This is a genomic window from Arthrobacter sp. zg-Y179, from assembly GCF_020907345.1.
Lineage (GTDB): Bacteria > Actinomycetota > Actinomycetes > Actinomycetales > Micrococcaceae > Arthrobacter_B > Arthrobacter_B jinronghuae.
The window spans coordinates 201,866-220,042 of sequence record NZ_JAJJOB010000007.1 but is presented as its reverse complement, the minus strand read 5'-3'; the positions used below and the strand labels follow the sequence as shown (position 1 = coordinate 220,042).

Annotated in this window: 19 protein-coding genes; 1 reads left to right on the top strand and 18 read right to left on the bottom strand. The window is 66.7% G+C overall.

Translation table 11 applies throughout. The annotated features are described in order from the left end of the window. Positions 1-19: 19 nt before the first annotated feature. From rpoZ to pyrR, 10 genes are all read right to left on the bottom strand, one after another. Entirely contained in the window at positions 20-283 is a 264-nt protein-coding gene (gene rpoZ / locus LOC56_RS08255; RefSeq protein WP_227921386.1) for a DNA-directed RNA polymerase subunit omega, read from the bottom strand. Positions 284-309: 26 nt separating this feature from the next. Continuing rightward, positions 310-879, bottom strand: a complete 570-nt coding sequence (gene gmk, locus LOC56_RS08250; protein ID WP_229951795.1) for a guanylate kinase — start codon at positions 877-879, stop codon at positions 310-312. 41 nt (positions 880-920) lie between these two features. Beyond that, on the bottom strand, positions 921-1,238 hold the full coding sequence (gene mihF / locus LOC56_RS08245; RefSeq protein ID WP_229951794.1) for an integration host factor, actinobacterial type: 318 nt from the start codon (positions 1,236-1,238) through the stop codon (positions 921-923). A 115-nt stretch (positions 1,239-1,353) separates the two neighbouring features. Next, positions 1,354-2,223, bottom strand: a complete 870-nt coding sequence (gene pyrF / locus LOC56_RS08240) for an orotidine-5'-phosphate decarboxylase (protein WP_331460921.1) — start codon at positions 2,221-2,223, stop codon at positions 1,354-1,356. Beyond that, a complete protein-coding gene (gene carB, locus LOC56_RS08235; protein WP_229951793.1) occupies positions 2,216-5,509 on the bottom strand; it encodes a carbamoyl-phosphate synthase large subunit in 3,294 nt (1,097 codons plus the stop codon). Before carB ends, pyrF begins: the two co-directional genes overlap by 8 nt. Further along, positions 5,509-6,645 carry a glutamine-hydrolyzing carbamoyl-phosphate synthase small subunit gene (gene carA / locus LOC56_RS08230; RefSeq protein ID WP_229951878.1) on the bottom strand — a complete coding sequence of 379 codons (1,137 nt, stop codon included), beginning with the start codon at positions 6,643-6,645 and terminating at the stop codon, positions 5,509-5,511. The genes carB and carA overlap by 1 nt, the downstream gene beginning before the upstream one ends. Before the next feature lie 38 nt (positions 6,646-6,683). After that, positions 6,684-7,199, bottom strand: a complete 516-nt coding sequence (locus LOC56_RS08225) for a PH-like domain-containing protein (RefSeq protein WP_229951792.1) — start codon at positions 7,197-7,199, stop codon at positions 6,684-6,686. After that, positions 7,199-8,527 (bottom strand): dihydroorotase, encoded by a 1,329-nt coding sequence (locus tag LOC56_RS08220; protein ID WP_229951791.1) that lies wholly within the window; start codon positions 8,525-8,527, stop codon positions 7,199-7,201. The genes LOC56_RS08225 and LOC56_RS08220 overlap by 1 nt, the downstream gene beginning before the upstream one ends. Continuing rightward, positions 8,524-9,519, bottom strand: coding sequence for an aspartate carbamoyltransferase catalytic subunit (locus tag LOC56_RS08215; protein ID WP_229951790.1), 996 nt, complete (start codon positions 9,517-9,519; stop codon positions 8,524-8,526). Before LOC56_RS08215 ends, LOC56_RS08220 begins: the two co-directional genes overlap by 4 nt. Beyond that, entirely contained in the window at positions 9,516-10,100 is a 585-nt protein-coding gene (pyrR, locus tag LOC56_RS08210) for a bifunctional pyr operon transcriptional regulator/uracil phosphoribosyltransferase PyrR (RefSeq protein ID WP_229951789.1), read from the bottom strand. Before pyrR ends, LOC56_RS08215 begins: the two co-directional genes overlap by 4 nt. A 145-nt stretch (positions 10,101-10,245) precedes the next feature. Between pyrR and LOC56_RS08205 the strand changes: the two genes are divergently transcribed. Further along, positions 10,246-11,466: a PrsW family intramembrane metalloprotease gene (locus LOC56_RS08205; protein WP_229951788.1), complete on the top strand. Its 1,221-nt coding sequence runs from the start codon at positions 10,246-10,248 to the stop codon at positions 11,464-11,466. 86 nt (positions 11,467-11,552) lie between these two features. On the opposite strand, the gene nusB is transcribed toward LOC56_RS08205, so the two are convergent. The 8 genes from nusB to ruvX all read right to left on the bottom strand — a co-directional run bounded on the left by nusB (position 11,553) and on the right by ruvX (position 18,176). Further along, positions 11,553-11,963, bottom strand: coding sequence for a transcription antitermination factor NusB (gene nusB / locus LOC56_RS08200; protein ID WP_227921364.1), 411 nt, complete (start codon positions 11,961-11,963; stop codon positions 11,553-11,555). Further along, positions 11,960-12,523, bottom strand: coding sequence for an elongation factor P (gene efp / locus LOC56_RS08195; RefSeq protein WP_227911484.1), 564 nt, complete (start codon positions 12,521-12,523; stop codon positions 11,960-11,962). The genes nusB and efp overlap by 4 nt, the downstream gene beginning before the upstream one ends. A gap of 102 nt (positions 12,524-12,625) precedes the next feature. Next, positions 12,626-13,747 carry a 3-dehydroquinate synthase gene (aroB, locus tag LOC56_RS08190; RefSeq protein ID WP_229951787.1) on the bottom strand — a complete coding sequence of 374 codons (1,122 nt, stop codon included), beginning with the start codon at positions 13,745-13,747 and terminating at the stop codon, positions 12,626-12,628. Next, the gene (locus tag LOC56_RS08185; RefSeq protein ID WP_229951786.1) at positions 13,748-14,290 is read right to left on the bottom strand and encodes a shikimate kinase; all 543 of its coding nucleotides are present in this window, start codon (positions 14,288-14,290) and stop codon (positions 13,748-13,750) included. It lies immediately after the preceding gene. Next, a complete protein-coding gene (gene aroC, locus LOC56_RS08180; RefSeq protein ID WP_229951785.1) occupies positions 14,280-15,488 on the bottom strand; it encodes a chorismate synthase in 1,209 nt (402 codons plus the stop codon). Before aroC ends, LOC56_RS08185 begins: the two co-directional genes overlap by 11 nt. A 32-nt stretch (positions 15,489-15,520) precedes the next feature. Continuing rightward, on the bottom strand, positions 15,521-16,390 hold the full coding sequence (locus LOC56_RS08175) for a shikimate dehydrogenase family protein (protein WP_229951784.1): 870 nt from the start codon (positions 16,388-16,390) through the stop codon (positions 15,521-15,523). A 2-nt stretch (positions 16,391-16,392) separates the two neighbouring features. Further along, complete coding sequence (gene mltG, locus LOC56_RS08170; protein ID WP_229951783.1) at positions 16,393-17,607, bottom strand: endolytic transglycosylase MltG; 1,215 nt, start codon at positions 17,605-17,607, stop codon at positions 16,393-16,395. Next, the gene (gene ruvX, locus LOC56_RS08165) at positions 17,604-18,176 is read right to left on the bottom strand and encodes a Holliday junction resolvase RuvX (protein WP_229951782.1); all 573 of its coding nucleotides are present in this window, start codon (positions 18,174-18,176) and stop codon (positions 17,604-17,606) included. Before ruvX ends, mltG begins: the two co-directional genes overlap by 4 nt. Between the last annotated feature and the right edge of the window lies 1 nt (position 18,177).

Below are 18,177 nucleotides of genomic sequence, written 5' to 3'. Positions count from 1 at the left end.
CCCTTGTGTCCGCTGAGCTTTACTCGGCGTTCTCGTTCGGGCGCACCACGAGCATGCCGTCGTTGATCTCGCGCAGGGCGATGGACAACGGCTTTTCGTTCAGCTTGGTTTCCACCAGCGGGCCGACGTACTCGAACAGGCCCTCGTGCAGCTGGGAGTAGTAGGCGTTGATCTGGCGGGCGCGCTTGGCACCGTAAATGACCAGCGCGTACTTGGAATCGGCTGCTTCGAGCAGGTCGTCGATCGGCGGGTTGATGATGCCTTCAGACACAGGGTTCTCCAAAATTCTTGAACGGGATTCGCGGTTTGTCAGCGCGTGCGCGGACTGATTCCCATGAGTGATACAAGCTCAGCTGCAGCCCGCTTGACGTCATCATTAATGACGGTGTGATCGAACTCGGACTCGGCAGCAAGTTCCAGTTTAGCGGTTTCCAGCCGTTGCTGCTGCTCTTCGGACGTTTCGGTTCCGCGCCCCACGAGGCGCCGCACCATTTCATCCCATGTCGGCGGGGCCAGGAACACGAAATTCGCCTCCGGCATGGACTTCTTAACCTGCCGGGCACCCTGCAGATCGATCTCCAGCAACACGCTGCGGCCCTCGGCCATGGCTGCCTCGACGGTGCGGCGCAGGGTTCCGTAGCGGTTGCGTCCGTGGACCACTGCCCACTCGAGCATCTGGTCCTTCTCAACCATTTCGTCGAACTCTTCGGCGCTGACAAAGAAGTAATGTACGCCGTCTTCTTCACCCGGGCGGGGCGGTCGGGTGGTGGCCGAGACGGAAAGCCAGACCTCGGGATAGTTGTCCCGGATATAGGTGGATACAGTGCCCTTGCCAACTGCGGTTGGACCTGCCAGAACTGTCAGCCGCGGTTGCGACACGTAAACCTCATTCACTCGTTGTTATTGCTGGCCTCCGGAGCCTAATGGCCCGCCAGCAGGTCTATCAGCGCCTTGCGCTGATGTACGCCCAACCCCCGGACGCGGCGGGTCGGCGCAATACCTACCGTAGCCATTATTCCAGCTGCGCGGCGCTCCCCGACACCAGGCAGGGCGCGCAGCAGGTCCACGACCTTCAGCCGGCCGATTGCTTCCTCTCCGGAACGGGACAGGATGACTTCTTCGATGCTGAGATCACCGGACTTGATACGTGACTTAACCTCGGCACGGACAGCCCGGGCCGCAGTGGCCTTTTCGCGGGCCAGCGTACGCTCGGCTTCGGTCAGTGGCTTGAGGTTCAAGAGACGCTCCCGGACGAAGACACACCGCTGTCAGCGGCTCTGCTGGTAGGTCCGAACCTATCCGCAACCGAAGCCCAAATGCAATGGACACCGCTTCGCTGCACACGCCGCTCCGTTAGCCTACGGATGCCAGCTCCGATCCGGTCCGCAGTGCTGCTTCACGCAGGCCCCGGGGATCGGGGCCTGCCCGCAGGATGCCGCGGCTGGAGGTCGCCAGGACGTTGGGGTACGCCGCAGCGAAGGTTGCGCGCAGGTCGGCAGCCGTTGCACCCTGGGCACCCAGTCCCGGTGCCAGCAGCGGGGCACGCGAGGCGGCGAGGTCGATCTCCAGATCGGCCAGCGCCGTGCCGACGGTCGCGCCCACCACAAGTCCCACGGAGCCCAGCTCCGTCCCGCGAACCACTCCCTGGGCGGCATTTTCCGCCGCTGCCGCATCCACGATCCGGGCCGCTACGGAGCGTGCCCCTCCCCCGGCGCCGACGTGCTGAACGGACGCACCTTCCGGATTTGACGTCAGTGCCAGGACAAACACGCCGCGCCCGTTGGCAGCGGCAAGGTCCAGGGCGGGCCGCAGTGATTCGAACCCGAGATACGGACTGAGTGTCACGGCGTCGGCCGCCAGCGGCGAACCGTCCCGCAGCCACGCGTCCGCATAGGCCGCCATCGTGGAGCCGATGTCCCCGCGCTTGGCGTCGGCGATAGTGAGCACGCCGGCGTCTGAACAGGCCGCCAGCAGGCGTTCGAGGACCGCGATCCCGGCGGATCCGTGGCGCTCATACAGCGCTACCTGGGGCTTCACTGCTGCAACCTGCTCCCCCACCGCTTCGAGGACGGTGAGGGAGAAACGCTCCAGCCCGGCGGCGTCGTCGTTCAGGCCCCACTCGGCCAACAGCCCGGGATGCGGATCGATGCCGACGCACAGCTGCCCGCGGCGGTCCATGGCCGCGCGCAGCCGTGCACCGAAAGCGGGCCGCGCCTCAGGCACCGGCTGCCTTCAACCGGGCCGCGTGTTCCTGCAGTGAGGTCACGTCCCATTCGTAGGACCGCATTGCTTCGATTGCCTGGACGGCAGCACCGAACTCGGAAACGGTGGTGACCACGGGGCAGCCGATGGACGTGGCCGCGGCACGGATTTCGTATCCGTCGCCGCGGGCCTGACCGCCGGAAGGCGTGTTGACCACGAGGTTGATTTCGCCGGCGGTGATGAGGTCGACGACGGTCCCTTCCCCGTTCGGTCCCGTACCTTCGCCGACCTTGCGAACCACGGTGGCGGCAATGCCGTTGCGGCGCAGCACCTCGGCGGTGCCGCCCGTCGAGAGGATCTCGAAACCGAGGTCGGTCATCCGCTTCACCGGCATGATGATCGAGCGCTTGTCCCGGTTCGCCACCGACACGAAGACCTTGCCGGCAGTGGGCAGTGCACTGTTGGCGGCGGCCTGGGACTTGGCGAAGGCGGTGTCGAAGTACTTGTCGATGCCCATGACCTCGCCGGTGGAACGCATTTCCGGGCCCAGCAGGGAGTCCACCACGGTGCCTTCAGGCGTACGGAACCGGCTGAACGGCAGCACCGCTTCCTTCACGGCCACGGGGGCGTCCAGCGGCAGGGTGGAGCCGTCGCCGACGGCGGTCAGCTTCCCGGCGGCCCGCAGCTCGGCGATTGTGCTGCCGGTGCCGATCAGCGCGGCGGCCTTGGCCAGCTGGACGCCGGTGGCCTTGGAGACAAACGGCACAGTACGCGAGGCACGCGGGTTGGCTTCAATGACGTAGAGGATGTCCGAAGCCAGGGCGAACTGGATGTTGATCAGGCCGCGGACGCCCACGCCGGCGGCAATCACCCGGGTGGCCTCGCGGACCCGGTCGATCACGTCGGTGCCGAAGGTAATGGGCGGCAGCACACAGGCCGAGTCGCCGGAATGGATACCGGCCTCCTCAATGTGCTCCATGATGCCGCCCACGTAGAGGTCGGTGCCGTCGAAGAGCGCGTCGACGTCGATCTCGATGGCGTCTTCCAGGAACCGGTCCACCAGGACCGGATGGTCCGGGGTGATCTCGGTGGCGTTGGCGATGTAGCGGGAAAGGTTGGCTTCGTCGTAGACAATCTCCATGCCGCGGCCGCCCAGGACATAGGACGGGCGGACCAGGACGGGGTAGCCGATCTCATCCGCCACCCGCTTGGCGTCCTCGAAGGACACGGCCGTACCGTTCTTGGGCGCGGTCAGTCCGCCCTCATCCAGGACCTGCTGGAACGCACCGCGGTGTTCGGCCAGGTCGATTGCGGCGGGCGAGGTGCCCAGGATGGGCACACCGGCGTCGGCCAGGGCCTGCGCCAGCTTCAGCGGCGTCTGCCCGCCGAGCTGGACGAAGACACCCAGGACACCGCCGGTGCGCTGCTCCGCGGCGATGACCTCCAGGACATCTTCCAGGGTCAGCGGCTCGAAGTAGAGCCGGTCGGAGATGTCGTAGTCGGTGGAAACGGTTTCCGGGTTGCAGTTGATCATCACGGTCTCGTGGCCGGCTTCGCGCAGTGCCATGGTCGCGTGGACGCAGGAGTAGTCGAACTCGATGCCCTGCCCGATCCGGTTCGGGCCCGAACCGAGGATGATGATGGACGGCTTGGCGTGCTCGGCCACCTCGTCCTCCTCGTCATACGAGGAGTAGTGGTACGGCGTGTACGCCGCGAATTCGGCGGCGCAGGTGTCCACTGTCTTGTAGACCGGCCGCACGTTCAGGGCGTGCCGCACGCCGCGCACCACTGCTTCGGGGGTGTTGGTCAGCGCGCCGATCTGCTCGTCGGAGAAGCCGTGCCGCTTGGCCAGGCGGAGAATGTCCTCGTTGACCGACGGCGTGGCACGGATCTGCTCGGCGGTTTCGTTGATGAGCACCAGCTGGTCCAGGTACCAGGGGTCGATGCCGGTGGCTTCGAAGAGTTCCTCGATCGAGGCCCCGCCCAGCAGGGCCTGCTGCACCTGCTGCAGCCGGGCGGTAGTGGGACGCCGGGAAGCCTCAATGAGCCCGGGCACGTCGGCGGCATCCACCGGATCGAAGGACAGCGAAGAGCCCTTCTGTTCCAGGGAACGCAGCGCCTTCTGCAGGGCTTCGGTGAAGTTGCGGCCGATCGCCATGGCCTCGCCCACGGACTTCATGGTGGTGGTCAGCGTGGGATCCGCGGCCGGGAACTTCTCGAACGCGAACCGCGGAACCTTCACCACTACATAGTCCAGGGTGGGCTCGAACGACGCCGGGGTCTTCTTGGTGATGTCGTTCGGAATCTCGTCCAGGGTGTAGCCGAGGGAAAGCTTCGTGGCGATCTTGGCGATGGCGAAGCCGGTGGCCTTGGATGCCAGGGCCGAGGAGCGGGAGACGCGGGGGTTCATTTCAATGACCACCACGCGGCCGGTGTCCGGCTCGATGGCGAACTGGATGTTGCAGCCGCCGGTGTCCACGCCTACCTCGCGGATCACGGCGATCGCGATGTTGCGCAGCTTCTGGTACTCGCGGTCGGTGAGGGTCATGGCCGGGGCCACGGTGATCGAGTCCCCGGTATGCACGCCCACCGGATCGAAGTTCTCGATGGAACAGACGACAACCACGTTGTCGTTCCGATCCCGCATCATTTCCAGTTCGTATTCCTTCCAGCCCAGGATGCTCTCCTCGAGCAACACCTCGGAGGTGGGGCTGTACTGGATGCCGGCGCCGGCAATGCGGCGCAGGTCCTCGGCGTTGTAGGCCAGGCCGGAGCCGAGCCCGCCCATGGTGAAGGAAGGCCGGACCACCATCGGGTAGCCCAGTTCCTCCGCGGCGGCGAAGGCCTCGTCCATGCTGTGCACAATGATCGACTTCGCGGATTCGGCACCGCAGCGCTCGACGACGCCCTTGAACTTTTCGCGGTCCTCACCGAGTTCGATCGCGGCGATGTTCGCGCCGATCAGTTCCACGTTGTACTTCTCCAGCGCGCCGCTCTTGTCCAGGGCGATGGCGGTGTTCAGCGCGGTCTGCCCGCCGAGGGTGGGCAGGATCGCGTCGGGCCGTTCCTTGGCGATGATCTTCTCGACCACTTCCGGGGTGATCGGCTCCACGTAGGTGGCGTCAGCGAATTCCGGGTCGGTCATGATGGTGGCCGGGTTGGAGTTCACGAGGATGACCCGCAGGCCCTCCTCCTTGAGCACCCGCAGGGCCTGCGTTCCGGAGTAGTCGAATTCCGCGGCCTGGCCGATGACGATCGGACCGGAGCCGATGACCAGGACGGACTTGAGGTCGGTTCTGCGGGGCATTAGATGCTTTCCTTGCTCTTGCTGGCGGCCATCAGGTCCACGAAGCGGTCGAAGAGGTACGCGGAGTCGTGCGGCCCCGCTGCAGCCTCGGGGTGGTACTGGACCGAGAAGGCGGGGATGTCGAGGCAGGCGAGGCCCTCGACGACGTCGTCGTTCAGGCTCACGTGGCTGACCTCCACCCGGCCGTAGCGGGCCTCGGGTGCGGTGACGGGGCCGTCCAGCGGGGCGTCGACGGCGAACCCGTGGTTCTGGCTGGTGATTTCCACCTTGCCGGTCCGCCGGTCCATGACGGGCTGGTTGATCCCGCGGTGCCCGTAGCGCAGCTTGTAGGTGCCGAAGCCCAGGGCGCGGCCGAGGATCTGGTTGCCGAAGCAGATTCCGAAGAACGGGATGCGGGCGTCCAGCACTTCGCGCAGCAGGTCCACCTGGACGTCGGCGGTGGCCGGATCGCCGGGGCCGTTGGACATAAACACGCCGTCGGCACCCAGTGCTTTGATGTCCTCGAAGGTGGCGGCGGCGGGCAGCACGTAGGTGCGGATTCCGCGTTCGGCCAGACGCACCGGCGTCATGGACTTGATGCCCAGGTCGATGGCGGCGACGGTGAACAGCGGTTCGCCGGCCCAGCCGTGGTCCGCCGGATCGATGAGGTAGGTTTCGTCCACGCTGACCTCTTCGGCCAGCCGTGCGCCCTCCATACCCTGCTGGGCACGGACCTCGGCGAGCAGTTCGCTGTCCGGACGTTCGGCGTCGGACCCGGAGAAGATCCCGGCCTTCATGGCCCCGCGTTCGCGCAGGTGCCGCGTCACGGCGCGGGTGTCGACGCCGGAGATGCCGACGACGCCCTGTTCCGCCAGCTGCTCGTCCAAGGTGGATTCGGAACGCCAGCTGGAGGGGCGGCGGGCGGCGTCGCGCACAATGTATCCTGCCACCCAGATGCGCCGGGACTCGGCGTCGTCGCCGTTTACGCCGGTATTGCCGATATGCGGGGCCGTCTGGACCACGAGCTGCCGCGCATAGGAGGGGTCGGTGATGGTCTCCTGGTATCCGGTCATACCGGTGGCAAACACCGCTTCGCCCAGGGCCGTTCCCTGCGCGCCGTAGGCACGCCCGCGGAAGCTGCGGCCGTCTTCCAGCATCAGGACGGCGGGGGTGGGATTGATGATCTCGTGCACTGTCACAGTTGTTCCTCGCTAGGGGTGGCCGATTCCGGCAGAAGTTCAGTAATGGCGCGGACAAGGGGTGTCTTCTCGTCCGCTGAGCGGGTGCGGAAGCCGGTGTCGACGCGCTTGGGTCCCAGCTGCCAGGTCACGATGACCAGTCCGTCCTTTTCAACGAATTTTCCGGCCATGCCGCGCTCCAGGCGGACGCTGTGCAGATCCTGCCGCGGAATCCAGAGGTCGTCGGCACCGGAGCGGGCAAAGAGCACGCCTTCGGGGAAAACAGCAGCGGTGGCGTTGGACTTTACGCCCAGCCCGTAAACCGCCACGCGGTCAAGCCAGTCACCGGCGGTGGTGGTGGCGACGTATTGGCCCAGTGCCTGGGAGCCCGGATCGGACAGTTCGTCCGGCAGGGGCCGGGGGCGGGGAGTGTCCTGCTGGCGGCGTCGTCGGCCGCGCCAGCCCAGGGCGAACAGGCCCAGGACCACGACGATAAGGGCGGCCAGGCCCAGGAAGAAAAAGACCAGTTCCATCAGGATTCCTTTGCGGCAGCGGGGTGGGGCGAGTTCAGTCTGCCGTTCAGGACGGTGGGGTGGCCGGCGTAGAAAACCGCTTCGACTCCACCGGGCAGTTCCAGTCCGGCAAACGGACTGTTGCGTCCCTTACTAGCCATCTTAGAAGGGTCAACCCTCCTTCGCGCAGACGGGTTCACCAATATGACGTTGGCCGGTTCGCCGGCAGCCAGGGGCCTGCCCTGGCCCGGGACCCGGCCGATCAGCGCAGGTGTCGACGAGGTGACGCGGGCGAAACCTGCCCAGTCCATCAGCCCCGTGTCGATCATGGCGTGCTGCACCACCGACAGCGCCGTCTCCAGGCCGGTCATGCCCATGGCCGCCGTCGCCCACTCGCCTTCCTTGTGCTCGCTGGGGTGCGGGGCATGGTCGGTGCCCACAATGTCGATGGTGCCGTCGGCCAGGCCGCGGCGGACCGCCTGCACGTCCGCTTCGGTGCGCAGGGGCGGGTTCACCTTGTAGACCGGATCGTAGGTCCGCACCAGTTCATCGGTCAGCAGCAGATGGTGCGGGGTGACCTCGGCGGTGACCCGGATGCCGCGTTCCTTGGCCCAGCGGAGGATTTCCACCGACCCCGCGGTCGAGACGTGGCAGACATGCAGGCGGGAGCCCGTGTGCCGTGCCAGCAGGACGTCGCGGGCGATGATGGATTCCTCGGCGACGGCGGGCCAGCCGGCCAGCCCGAGGACGGCGCTGACTTCCCCTTCGTTCATCTGCGCGCCTTCAGTGAGGCGGGGCTCCTGTGCGTGCTGGGCAACGACGCCGTCGAATGCCTTCACGTATTCCAGCGCACGGCGCATCAGCACCGGGTCCGAGACGCACTTGCCGTCGTCGGAAAACACCCGCACGCGGGCCCTAGAGTCGGCCATCGCGCCGAGTTCGGCAAGCTGCCGGCCCTCAAGGCCCACGGTGACCGCCCCTACCGGACGTACATCCACCCAGCCGGCCCGCTCCCCCAGGTGAAGGACCTGTTCCACCACGCCGGCGGTGTCTGCGACCGGCATGCTGTTGGCCATGGCGTGCACGGCGGTGAAGCCGCCGAGCGCTGCGGCCCGGGTGCCGGTCTCCACCGTTTCGGCGTCTTCCCGGCCGGGTTCGCGGAGGTGTGTGTGAAGGTCCACCATGCCGGGCAGGGCGACCAGGCCCTCCGCCTCGATGACACGGGCGCCCTCGGGCACCGGCAGCGAGGCGGCGACGGCGGTGATGGTGCCGTCCTCGATGCGGATATCCGCACGTTCGGTGCCGAGCACTGACGCTCCGCGGATCAGATAGGTGCCGGAAGTGCTCATCGGGGTTGCTCCTGCTGGGTACGGGCGGTGCTGTTCTCTCCGGAGAGCAGCAGGTAAAGGGCGGCCATCCGCACGGAGACACCGTTGCGGACCTGGTCCAGGACGGTGGAGCGCGGCGAATCAGCGGCACGGGCGGAAATTTCCAGCCCGCGGTTCATCGGACCGGGGTGCATGATGATGGTGTCCGTCAGGCCCAGGGCGTCCAGCCGGTCGAGGCGGACGTCGTCCAGGCCCCAGCGGCGGGAATACTCGCGGACGGACGGGAAGAAGGCCGAGTGCATCCGTTCGCCCTGCACGCGCAGCATCATGACGGCATCCGGCCGGGTCGCCAGCGCCTCGTCCAGGTCGTAACTGACGGTGCAGGGCCAGGACTCGACGCCGAACGGCAGCAGCGTGGGCGGTGCAACGAGGGTGACCTCCGCGCCCAGTGTCCGAAGCAGCCACAGGTCCGAGCGGGCGACCCGCGAATGCAGCACGTCCCCGGCAATCACCACCTTCATTCCGGCCAGGTCGGTGCCGGCGGATTCCGTGCCGTGCAGCCGGGCCCAGTGCCGCCGCATGGTGAAGGCATCCAGCAGCGCCTGGGTGGGGTGTTCGTGCGTGCCGTCCCCGGCGTTGAGCACTGCGGCATCAATCCAGCCGGAGGACGCCAGCCGCGCCGGCGCTCCGGAGGATCCGTGCCGGATCACCACGGCGTCGGCGCCCATGGCTGCCAGCGTCTGTGCCGTGTCCTTCAGCGATTCGCCCTTGGAGACCGACGACCCCTTGGCGGAGAAATTGATGACGTCGGCGGACAGCCGTTTCGCGGCCGCTTCAAAGGAGATGCGCGTGCGGGTGGAGTCCTCGAAGAAGAGGTTCACCACGGTGCGCCCGCGCAGGGCCGGGAGCTTCTTCACTTCCCGCTCCCCTACTGCGGCCATCTGCTCCGCCGTATCCAGGATGGCCAGGGCGTCATCCCGGCCGAGGTCCAGCGTGGACAGCAGGTGCCTCATGCAATGCCCTCGATGACCACTTCGTCTGTGGCCGGACCGCCTGTGGCCGAGCTGTCACTTTCGGCCAGCCGGACCCGGACCTGCTCAATGGAAGCGGTGGGCAGGTTCTTGCCCACGTGGTCAGCCCGGATGGGCAGTTCGCGGTGGCCGCGGTCCACGAGGACCGCCAGCCGGACGATGCGCGGCCGGCCCAGGTCCACGAGGGCATCGAGCGCGGAGCGGATGGTGCGGCCGGAATACAGGACGTCATCCACCAGCACCACCACCTTGTCGTCAATGCCGGTGACGGGGACGCGGGTGGCGTAGGGCGGCCGGGTGGGCCTGCGGGCGAGATCGTCGCGGAACATGGTGACATCGAGCTGGCCGGTGATGGCAGCGGGATCGACGCCGGGGGCCGCGGCCGCGATCTTCGCGGCCAGGCGCTGGGCCAACGGATAGCCGCGGCGCGGAATCCCCATCAGGACCAGGTCTTCGGGGCCCTTGTTGGCCTCGAGGATCTCGTAGGCAATACGCGTCAGGGCGCGGTCAATGTCAGCTGAAGACAAAACAGTACGGCTGGAAATGGCATCTTTGGCCGTCATATTCGCTTCCTCCTTCCCCGCCTCACAGGACGGAACTTAAAGGTTGAATGCGGCACCAAGCTATCACAGGCCACGCCGCCGCCCGCTTGTGTGACGGTAAGTGCCGCAGTGCAACTATCCTGTCTGCTATGAGCAGGCCCAGCGCATGAGCGCACCCGGTATCTTCCCCGCCCAGCAGCAGCATCCGGCCCCTCCGGGCTATGGCCCTGCCGACGGCGCCGCACCCGTCCAGGCATTCTGGTCCCCTCCGGCACCACGCCGGGACAAGGGCCTGGCCGCCACCGTGGTGCTGATTGCGCTCTCCGCCGTGGCACTGGCCTGGGTGGGCATGTACCTGGTTGACGGCCTCGGCCCGCCGGCCTTTATTATCTGCGGGCTCCTCGCGCTGGTTCCCCTGGGCATCTGCGTGCTGGGTATCTGGTGGGTGGACCGGTGGGAGCCGGAACCGCGCAGCAGCCTGGTTTTCTCCTTCCTCTGGGGCGCCGGGGTTTCGGTGGCGATCGCCCTGCTGGTTGGCCCGTACTTCACGTATGCCCTGCTGGAGCTGGTCCCCTACGGCTCGGCGGACCTGCTGGGCGCGGTGGTCCAGGCTCCCGTGGTGGAGGAAATCGCCAAGGGCCTGGGCATCCTCCTGCTGCTGCTGGTGCGCCGGCGGATCTTTGACGGGCCGGTGGACGGCATCGTGTTTGCCGCTGCCGTGGCAGCGGGGTTCGCCTTCACGGAAAACATCCTCTACTTCGGGTCGGCGCTGCGGACGGCCGGCCCCGAAACGGTGTACGAGCTCGGGTTTATTTTCATCCTCCGCGGGCTGCTCTCGCCCTTTGCGCATGTCCTGTTCACCGCCTGCACCGGGCTCGCCCTGGGCCTGGCGGCGCGGCGTGCGGGCAACGTGTGGATCCTGCCGGCCTTCGTGCTCGGCTTGATCCCGGCCATGCTGGGGCACATGCTGTGGAACGGCGGCCCCGCGTTGTTTTTCGGGGACTTCTTCCTCTTCTACTTCCTGCTCCAGGTCCCGTTCTTCGGGGCGGCGGTCACCGGCGTATGGCTGCTGCGCCGCGCGGAGCAGCGCCTGACCCTGCGACGGCTCTCCGAATACGCCACGGCGGGCTGGTTCACCCCGGCAGAAGTGAGGATGCTGGCCACCGGTGCCGGCCGCCGCCAGGCAATGGGCTGGGCCCGGGCCACCGGGGCGGCACCGCACATGAAGGAATTCATCCGGCGGGCCACCCGCCTGGCCTTGACACGGCAGCAGATCGCCTCCGGCCGGGATGTCAGCGCCAATATGGAGTACGAGCGGACCCTGCTGGGTGAAGTTTCCGGCATCCGGACCACCATGCTGGCCGGGCAGGCCCTGCAGCCCCGGTAGGAACTGCTGACGCCTGAAAACGGCTGAGGACGCAGAAAAGACCGGCCCCGCGGGGCCGGTCTTTTTCCTGGCTGTTTGGATCCTGGCTAGGCCAGCAGGGACGGCTTGAGTTCCTGCAGCCGTCCGAGCAGGCCGTTGATGAAGGCCGGGGATTCGTCCGTGGAGAGCGCTTTCGCCAATTCCACGGCTTCGCTGATGGCCACCTTGTCGGGAACGTCGTCGTTGTAGAGAAGTTCCCAGGTGCCCAGGCGGAGGATGATGCGGTCCACCGAAGGCATGCGATCAAGCGTCCAGCCCTGCGAATACGTGCTCAGGAACTCATCGATCTGCTCCTGCATCGCAACCACGCCTTCCACCAGGTCCATGGTGTAGGGGTTGATGGTCTGGTCGGTCTTTTCGCGGCGGGCCCGAATGGCATCGAAGGCAGAAACCGAACGCTGTTCGGCTTCGAAAAGGACCTCCAGTGCCCGGGTCCGTGCTTTACTGCGTGCACTCACTCGTTAACGCGTCCCAGGTAGTCGCCGGTGCGGGTGTCAACCTTGACCTTGGTGCCCTGCTCCAGGAACAGGGGCACCTGGATCTCGTAGCCGGTCTCGATGGTGGCGGGCTTGGTGCCGCCGGTGGAGCGGTCGCCCTGCAGGCCCGGCTCGGTGTACGTGATTTCCATGGTGACCGACGGCGGCAGCTCGATGTACAGCGGCGAACCCTCGTGGATCGCGATGGTGACCATCATGGACTCCATCATGAAGTTCGCGTTGTCACCGACAATCTTGCCGGGGACCGTGAGCTGGTCGAAGTCGGAGGTGTCCATAAAGACGTAGTCTTCGCCGTCCTGGTACAGGTACTGGTAATCGCGGCGGTCCACGGTGGCGGTCTCGACCTTGATGCCGGCGTTGAACGTCTTGTCCACTACCTTGCCCGAAGTCACGTTGCGCATCTTGGTACGGACGAACGCACCACCCTTGCCCGGCTTAACGTGCTGGAACTCGATGATGCTCCAGAGGTTGCCTTCAAGCTTCAGCACGGTGCCGTTCTTGATGTCGTTGGTCGTCGCCACAGTTTCTCTTCCGTTGTTCGTCAGTCGTTAATCAAAGTACGTTCGTTGGTCAAAGTACGTTTTATTCAAGTCCGTCGACTATTCTACCCGCTCGCGCAGAACCTACAGGCTGAGGCGGATTCCGCCCTGCGGCTCGGAGGCGATCTCCTGGTAGGCCGCGAACAGAAGCGAGGTGTCGGGGACCTCGAGCATGGACGGTTTCGCCAGCCCGTCCAGCACCACGAAGCGCAGCAGGTCCCCGCGGGACTTCTTGTCCCGGCGCATGCCGTCCAGCAGGGCGGACCAGCGGTCCTTCCGGTAGGTCACGGGAAGGCCCAGCGAGGAGAGGATTTCCTTGTGCCGGTCCGCCGTGGCGTCATCCAGCCGGCCCACCGTCCGGCCCAGCTCCGCGGCGAAGACCAGTCCGACGGACACCGCAGCGCCGTGCCGCCACTGGTAGCGTTCCGCCAGCTCGATGGAGTGGCCCAGAGTGTGCCCGTAGTTCAGGAATTCCCGCCGGCCGGATTCGCGCAGGTCCGAGGAGACAATTTCAGCCTTGACACCGATGGAGCGTTCCACCAGTTCGCGGACGACGTCGGAAGCGCCGTCGGCCACTGCCTCCGGGTTCGCTTCGACCAGGTCCAGGATGGCGGGGTCGGCGATAAAACCGCACTTGATGACCTCTGCCATGCCGCTGAGCAGCTCGTTCTTCGGCAGGGTGGCCAGGGCGTCCAGGTCCGCCAGCACCCCGGCCGGCGGGTGGAAGGCGCCCACGAGGTTCTTGCCCTCGGCGGTGTTGATGGCGGTCTTGCCGCCCACGGCCGCATCCACCATGCCCAGCAGGGACGTGGGGATGTGCACCACTTTGATGCCGCGCAGCCAGGTCGCGGCCACGAAGCCGGCCACGTCGGTCACGGCCCCGCCGCCGACGGCGACAATGGCATCGGACCGGGTGAAATCGTTCTGGCCCAGGACCTGCCAGCAGAAGGACGCCACCTGGATGTGCTTGCCCTCTTCGGCGTCCGGGATCTCGGCGGTGACGGCGGTCAGGCCCGTGGCGGCGAGTTCATCGCGTACGGTATCGCCGGTGGTGCGCAGGGCGCGCGGGTGGATCACGAGGACGCGGCGTACGCGCTCACCCAGCATGTCCGGCAGCCGGCCAAGCAGACCGTTGCCTACGACGACGTCGTAGTTCTCTGCGGGGTTGGAGCCGGTCACCGGGATGATCGTGGGTTCGGAGGGCATCTAGTCTTCTCCTTTGATGAGGACGGAAGTCAGCCGGTCAATAATGGCCGGAACGGTAAGTCCCCTGGTGTCAATGGTGATGTCGGCCAGGGATTCGTATATGGGGCGGCGGATGTCCGCCAGCTCCTGCCAGCGCCGGACCGGGTCCGGCGCGAGCAGTGGACGGTGGCCTGCACGGGTGATCCGCGGAAGCACAGTGGCAAGGTCCGTATCCAGAAACACTACAGTGGCGCCGCTGAGCAGCTGCTGCGTCCCCGAGTCCAGTACGGCGCCGCCGCCCAGCGAGATGACGGTGGGCACCCTGGATTCGAGCGCCGCGGCAACCGTCCGTGCTTCGACCTCGCGGAAATAGTGTTCGCCGTAGGCGCTGAAGATACCGGCGATGGGCCCGTAGCGCGCCACGACGGCCTCGTCCGTGTCCAGGAAGGGCATCCCCTGGCGGGCGGCGAACCCTCGGCCGACCACCGATTTCCCGGCGGCCATAAAGCCCATCAGGACCAGGTGCCGGTCGAGCCCCCTGGAGCCGCCGTTCCTAGAGGACATCGGTTCCGGCGGATTCCAGGGGCTGCGGGATGGCGGCCAGGTAGGCGTGCAGGTTCCGCGCGGTTTCGGGCACGGAATCGCCGCCGAACTTCTCGATCACGGCTTCGGCCAGGACCAACGCCACCATGGCTTCGGCAACCACGCCGGCAGCGGGGACCGCACAGACATCCGACCGCTGGTGGTGGGCCCGGGCCGGTTCGGAGGTACTTACGTCAACGGTGCGCAGCGCCCGCGGCACAGTGGCAATGGGTTTCATTGCGGCACGTACCCGCAGCAGCTCGCCGATGCTCATGCCGCCTTCAATGCCGCCGGCACGGTTGCCGGAGCGGACCACGCGGCCCTCGGCGTCCTGCAGGATTTCGTCGTGGGCGGCGGAGCCGCGGCGGGTGGCAGTGAGGAATCCGTCCCCTACTTCCACGCCCTTGATGGCCTGGATGCCCATCAGGGCACCGGCGATCCGGGCGTCGAGCCGGCGGTCCCAATGAACGTAGCTGCCCAGTCCCGGCGGCAGCCCGTAGGCCAGCACCTCCACCACTCCCCCGAGCGTTTCGCCCTCCTTGTGGGCGGCATCGACTTCGGCAACCATGGCGGCCGAGACGCCTGCATCGAAGCAGCGCATCGGATCGGCGTCGAGCGCGTCGACGTCGGCCGGGAGCGGCAACGTCGAGTCCCCGGGCGCCATCACGCCGGCAATGCCCACGGTATGGCTGACCAGCTCAATGCCCAGCTGCTTCAGGAAGGCCGAGGCGACGGCGCCAAGCGCCACGCGGGTCGCGGTTTCCCGGGCGCTGGCGCGTTCCAGGACGGGACGTGCTTCGTCAAAACCGTACTTCTGCATGCCGGTGAAATCAGCATGACCCGGACGGGGGCGGGTGAGGGGCGCATTGCGGGCAGAGTCGGCCAGGATTGCCGGATCCACCGGATCCGCAGCCATCACCTGTTCCCATTTGGGCCACTCGGTGTTGCCGATTTCGATGGCCACCGGGCCGCCCTGGGTTTTGCCGTGGCGGACGCCGCCCAGGATGCGTACGGCATCCTGTTCGAATTTCATCCGGGCGCCGCGGCCGTAGCCGAGGCGGCGGCGGGCCAGTGCAGCGGAAATCAGGGTGCTGTCCACTTCCACTCCGGCAGGGACACCTTCAACAATTCCGACCAATGCAGGGCCATGGGACTCACCGGCGGTCAACCAACGCAACATGCTTTCAATACTGCCATGCCCGGCGCGGGCGTTCAGCGCCGTGGAATTCCCACGGCGTCACACATGGCGTTTGTGACGCCGGGTTCGTCAAAAAAGTCCGCCCCGGTAAACAGCTTTACCTGCTCCACGGCCTGGTAGAGCAGCATCTCGATGCCCGGCACCACCGTTCCGCCGAACCCGGACCAGGCGGCAGCGATCCGGCTTGGCCATGGGTCGTACGCGGCATCCAGGAGGATGGCTCCCTGCCGGACTTCGGTAATGTCCTTTGCCAGGCCGTCGGCGCCGTGCGGCGGCAGCGTGCAGATTACGACGTCGGCTGCCGCACAGGCCTCGGCCGCTTCCTCCCACGGGCGCGGCCGGACAGCAAGGCCGGTTGCACTGCCTGCTTCCAGTACCCCGGCCTGTCCGGGCGCCGGTTCCGGGAAGCGACGGGCGCAGACCACCGTTTCAGACGGGTCCAGCTGCGCGAGTGCCGCAATGGCCGCGCACGCCGTTCCCCCCGCGCCCAGCACCACGGCGCGCGGCCGGGCACCGATTCCGGCGTACCGCAGCGCGCCGGCAATGCCCGCGACGTCGGTGTTGTGGCCCGTCAGGACCGTGCGGGATCCCGTCCGGGAGAAGGTCACGGTATTCAGCACCCCGAGTGCCTGCACCAGCGGCTCGACTTCGTCCATCTGCGCCACCATGACCGCCTTCAGCGGCATAGTGACGGACAGACCTGTCCAGCCCGCCTGCCCGCGGAGGGAGGCCGCGAATCCCGCGGCCTCCTCAACACGAACGTCTATTGCCTCGTAGCTGCAGTCGAACCCTAAATGGTCGTACGCAGCCCGGTGCAGCCGGGGCGACTTGGAATGGCTGATCGGATGCCCCAGCACGGCAGCGCGCCGCGCGGCGCTATCCACTGCTAACCGCACCGCCCGGCTTTTTGGGTACTGCACCAGTTCTGGTATTCCTCGACGTACTTGGCGTGCTCGGCGAGGGTGGAGGAGAACTTGGTTTCGCCGCTGTCCAGGTTGACGGTGACCCAGTAGTAGTACGGGACGTCATCCGGGTTGGCCGCTGCCTCAATGGCCTCCCGGCTCGGGGAACCGATGGGACCGACGGGCAGGCCGGGGTTGGCGTAGGTGTTGTACGGGTTGGATTTGTCCGCTTTTTCCTCCGCGGTGAGTTCATAGCTCTTGCGGTTCAAGCCGTAGGTCACCGTGGCATCGGACTGGATCAGCCCGTTGGTTTCCTTGTTGTCCGGGCCCAGCCGGTTCTCAATGGAGCCGGCGACGGCACCGTAGTCGGCCTCCCCGGCCTCGGCCTGGATGATGCTGGCCTTGGTCAGGATCCGGTACTGCTCGGCGGGATCGGTAATCCCGGCCCCTTCGAGTTCAGCGAAGGTGTTATCCACCATCTCGGTGATGATCTCGGTGGCGTCCTTTTCGACGTCGAACCGGTATTCGCCCGGATGCAGGTAGCCCTCAAGGCTTACTGCTTCCTCCGGCAGGCCGAACTGCTGCGGGTCCGCGGCCAGGGCCTGGAACTCCGAAAGCGGGATCCGGGTGGAGGTGTTCAGGACTTCGAAGACCTCGCCCTGGCGCAGGTCGCGTGCCACGGCCGCGTAATGCACCTGGCTGCCGCCGTCCCCGAGCAGGGCATCCACGGCTGCGGACGAGGACATCTGGTACTTCATTTCGTACGTACCGGGCTGTATTTCCCGTCCGTCCGACTGGGCGGTGAAGGCGTTGACGAATTCCTTGGATGTGGCGACGATGTCTTCGGCTTCGAGCTTTCCGCCGATCAGCAGCGGGCCGTCGCCTTCTGCCACGGTAAAGGCCACGGTGCCGTTGCCGGCACCCTCGTAGTCCTGGATCTCGTTCATGCCCAGCAGGTCCCGGAGGAACATGATGAGGCCGAAAACCACCCCTGCAAACACGGCCAGCACGGTGACCATGATGATGGTACGGCGACGGCGGCGGCGCTGCTTTTCGCGGCTCGGCCGTTGGCTCCTGCGGCTGGGCAGGTCCGCGGGTTCCTCGAAGAACACGCCCACGGGGAGTTCATCACTGCCGCCCTGTCCGGGCCTGCGGTCAGGCTCCGCCATGGCCGGGTAATCGGGATATCTGTGGCTCACGGCGTATTACCGCCTTCGCGCTCGATGTCCTGCGAAATGTCGAACTCCTCAGTCGGGGCCGGCACCCCGCCGCTTTCGCGGCGCGGCCGGCGCAGTGTAACCAGCTCCCCTACGTCCCGGTTCAGGGATCGTTGTGTGTCAATAGACTGCTGCAGAATAGCCACAGCGGCCGCTTGATCAACCACTGTACGGTGATTCCGGCTGTTCATTCCAGCTTCGCGCAGGGAACGGTGCGCGGAGACCGTAGTCAGGCGTTCGTCCACCAGCCGCACCTGCTGTTCCTGGCCGGCATCGGCCAGGGCACGGACCAGCGTCTGCGCGTAGTCCCGTGCCATCTGCGTGGAGGCGGTTTCGCCGCCGCCCAGGCTGCGGGGCAGGCCGACAAACACTTCAACGGCACCCCGCTCCGCAGCTTCCCGGACCACCACGCGGATGTCACTGTTTTTCTTCGCGTCCCGCTTCAGCGTCCTGACCGGCATGGCCAGGACGCCGTCGGGGTCGCTGGCAGCGAGGCCGACCCGGACCAGGCCGACGTCGACGCCCAGCTTCACCCCGTGCAGACCGCTCAAG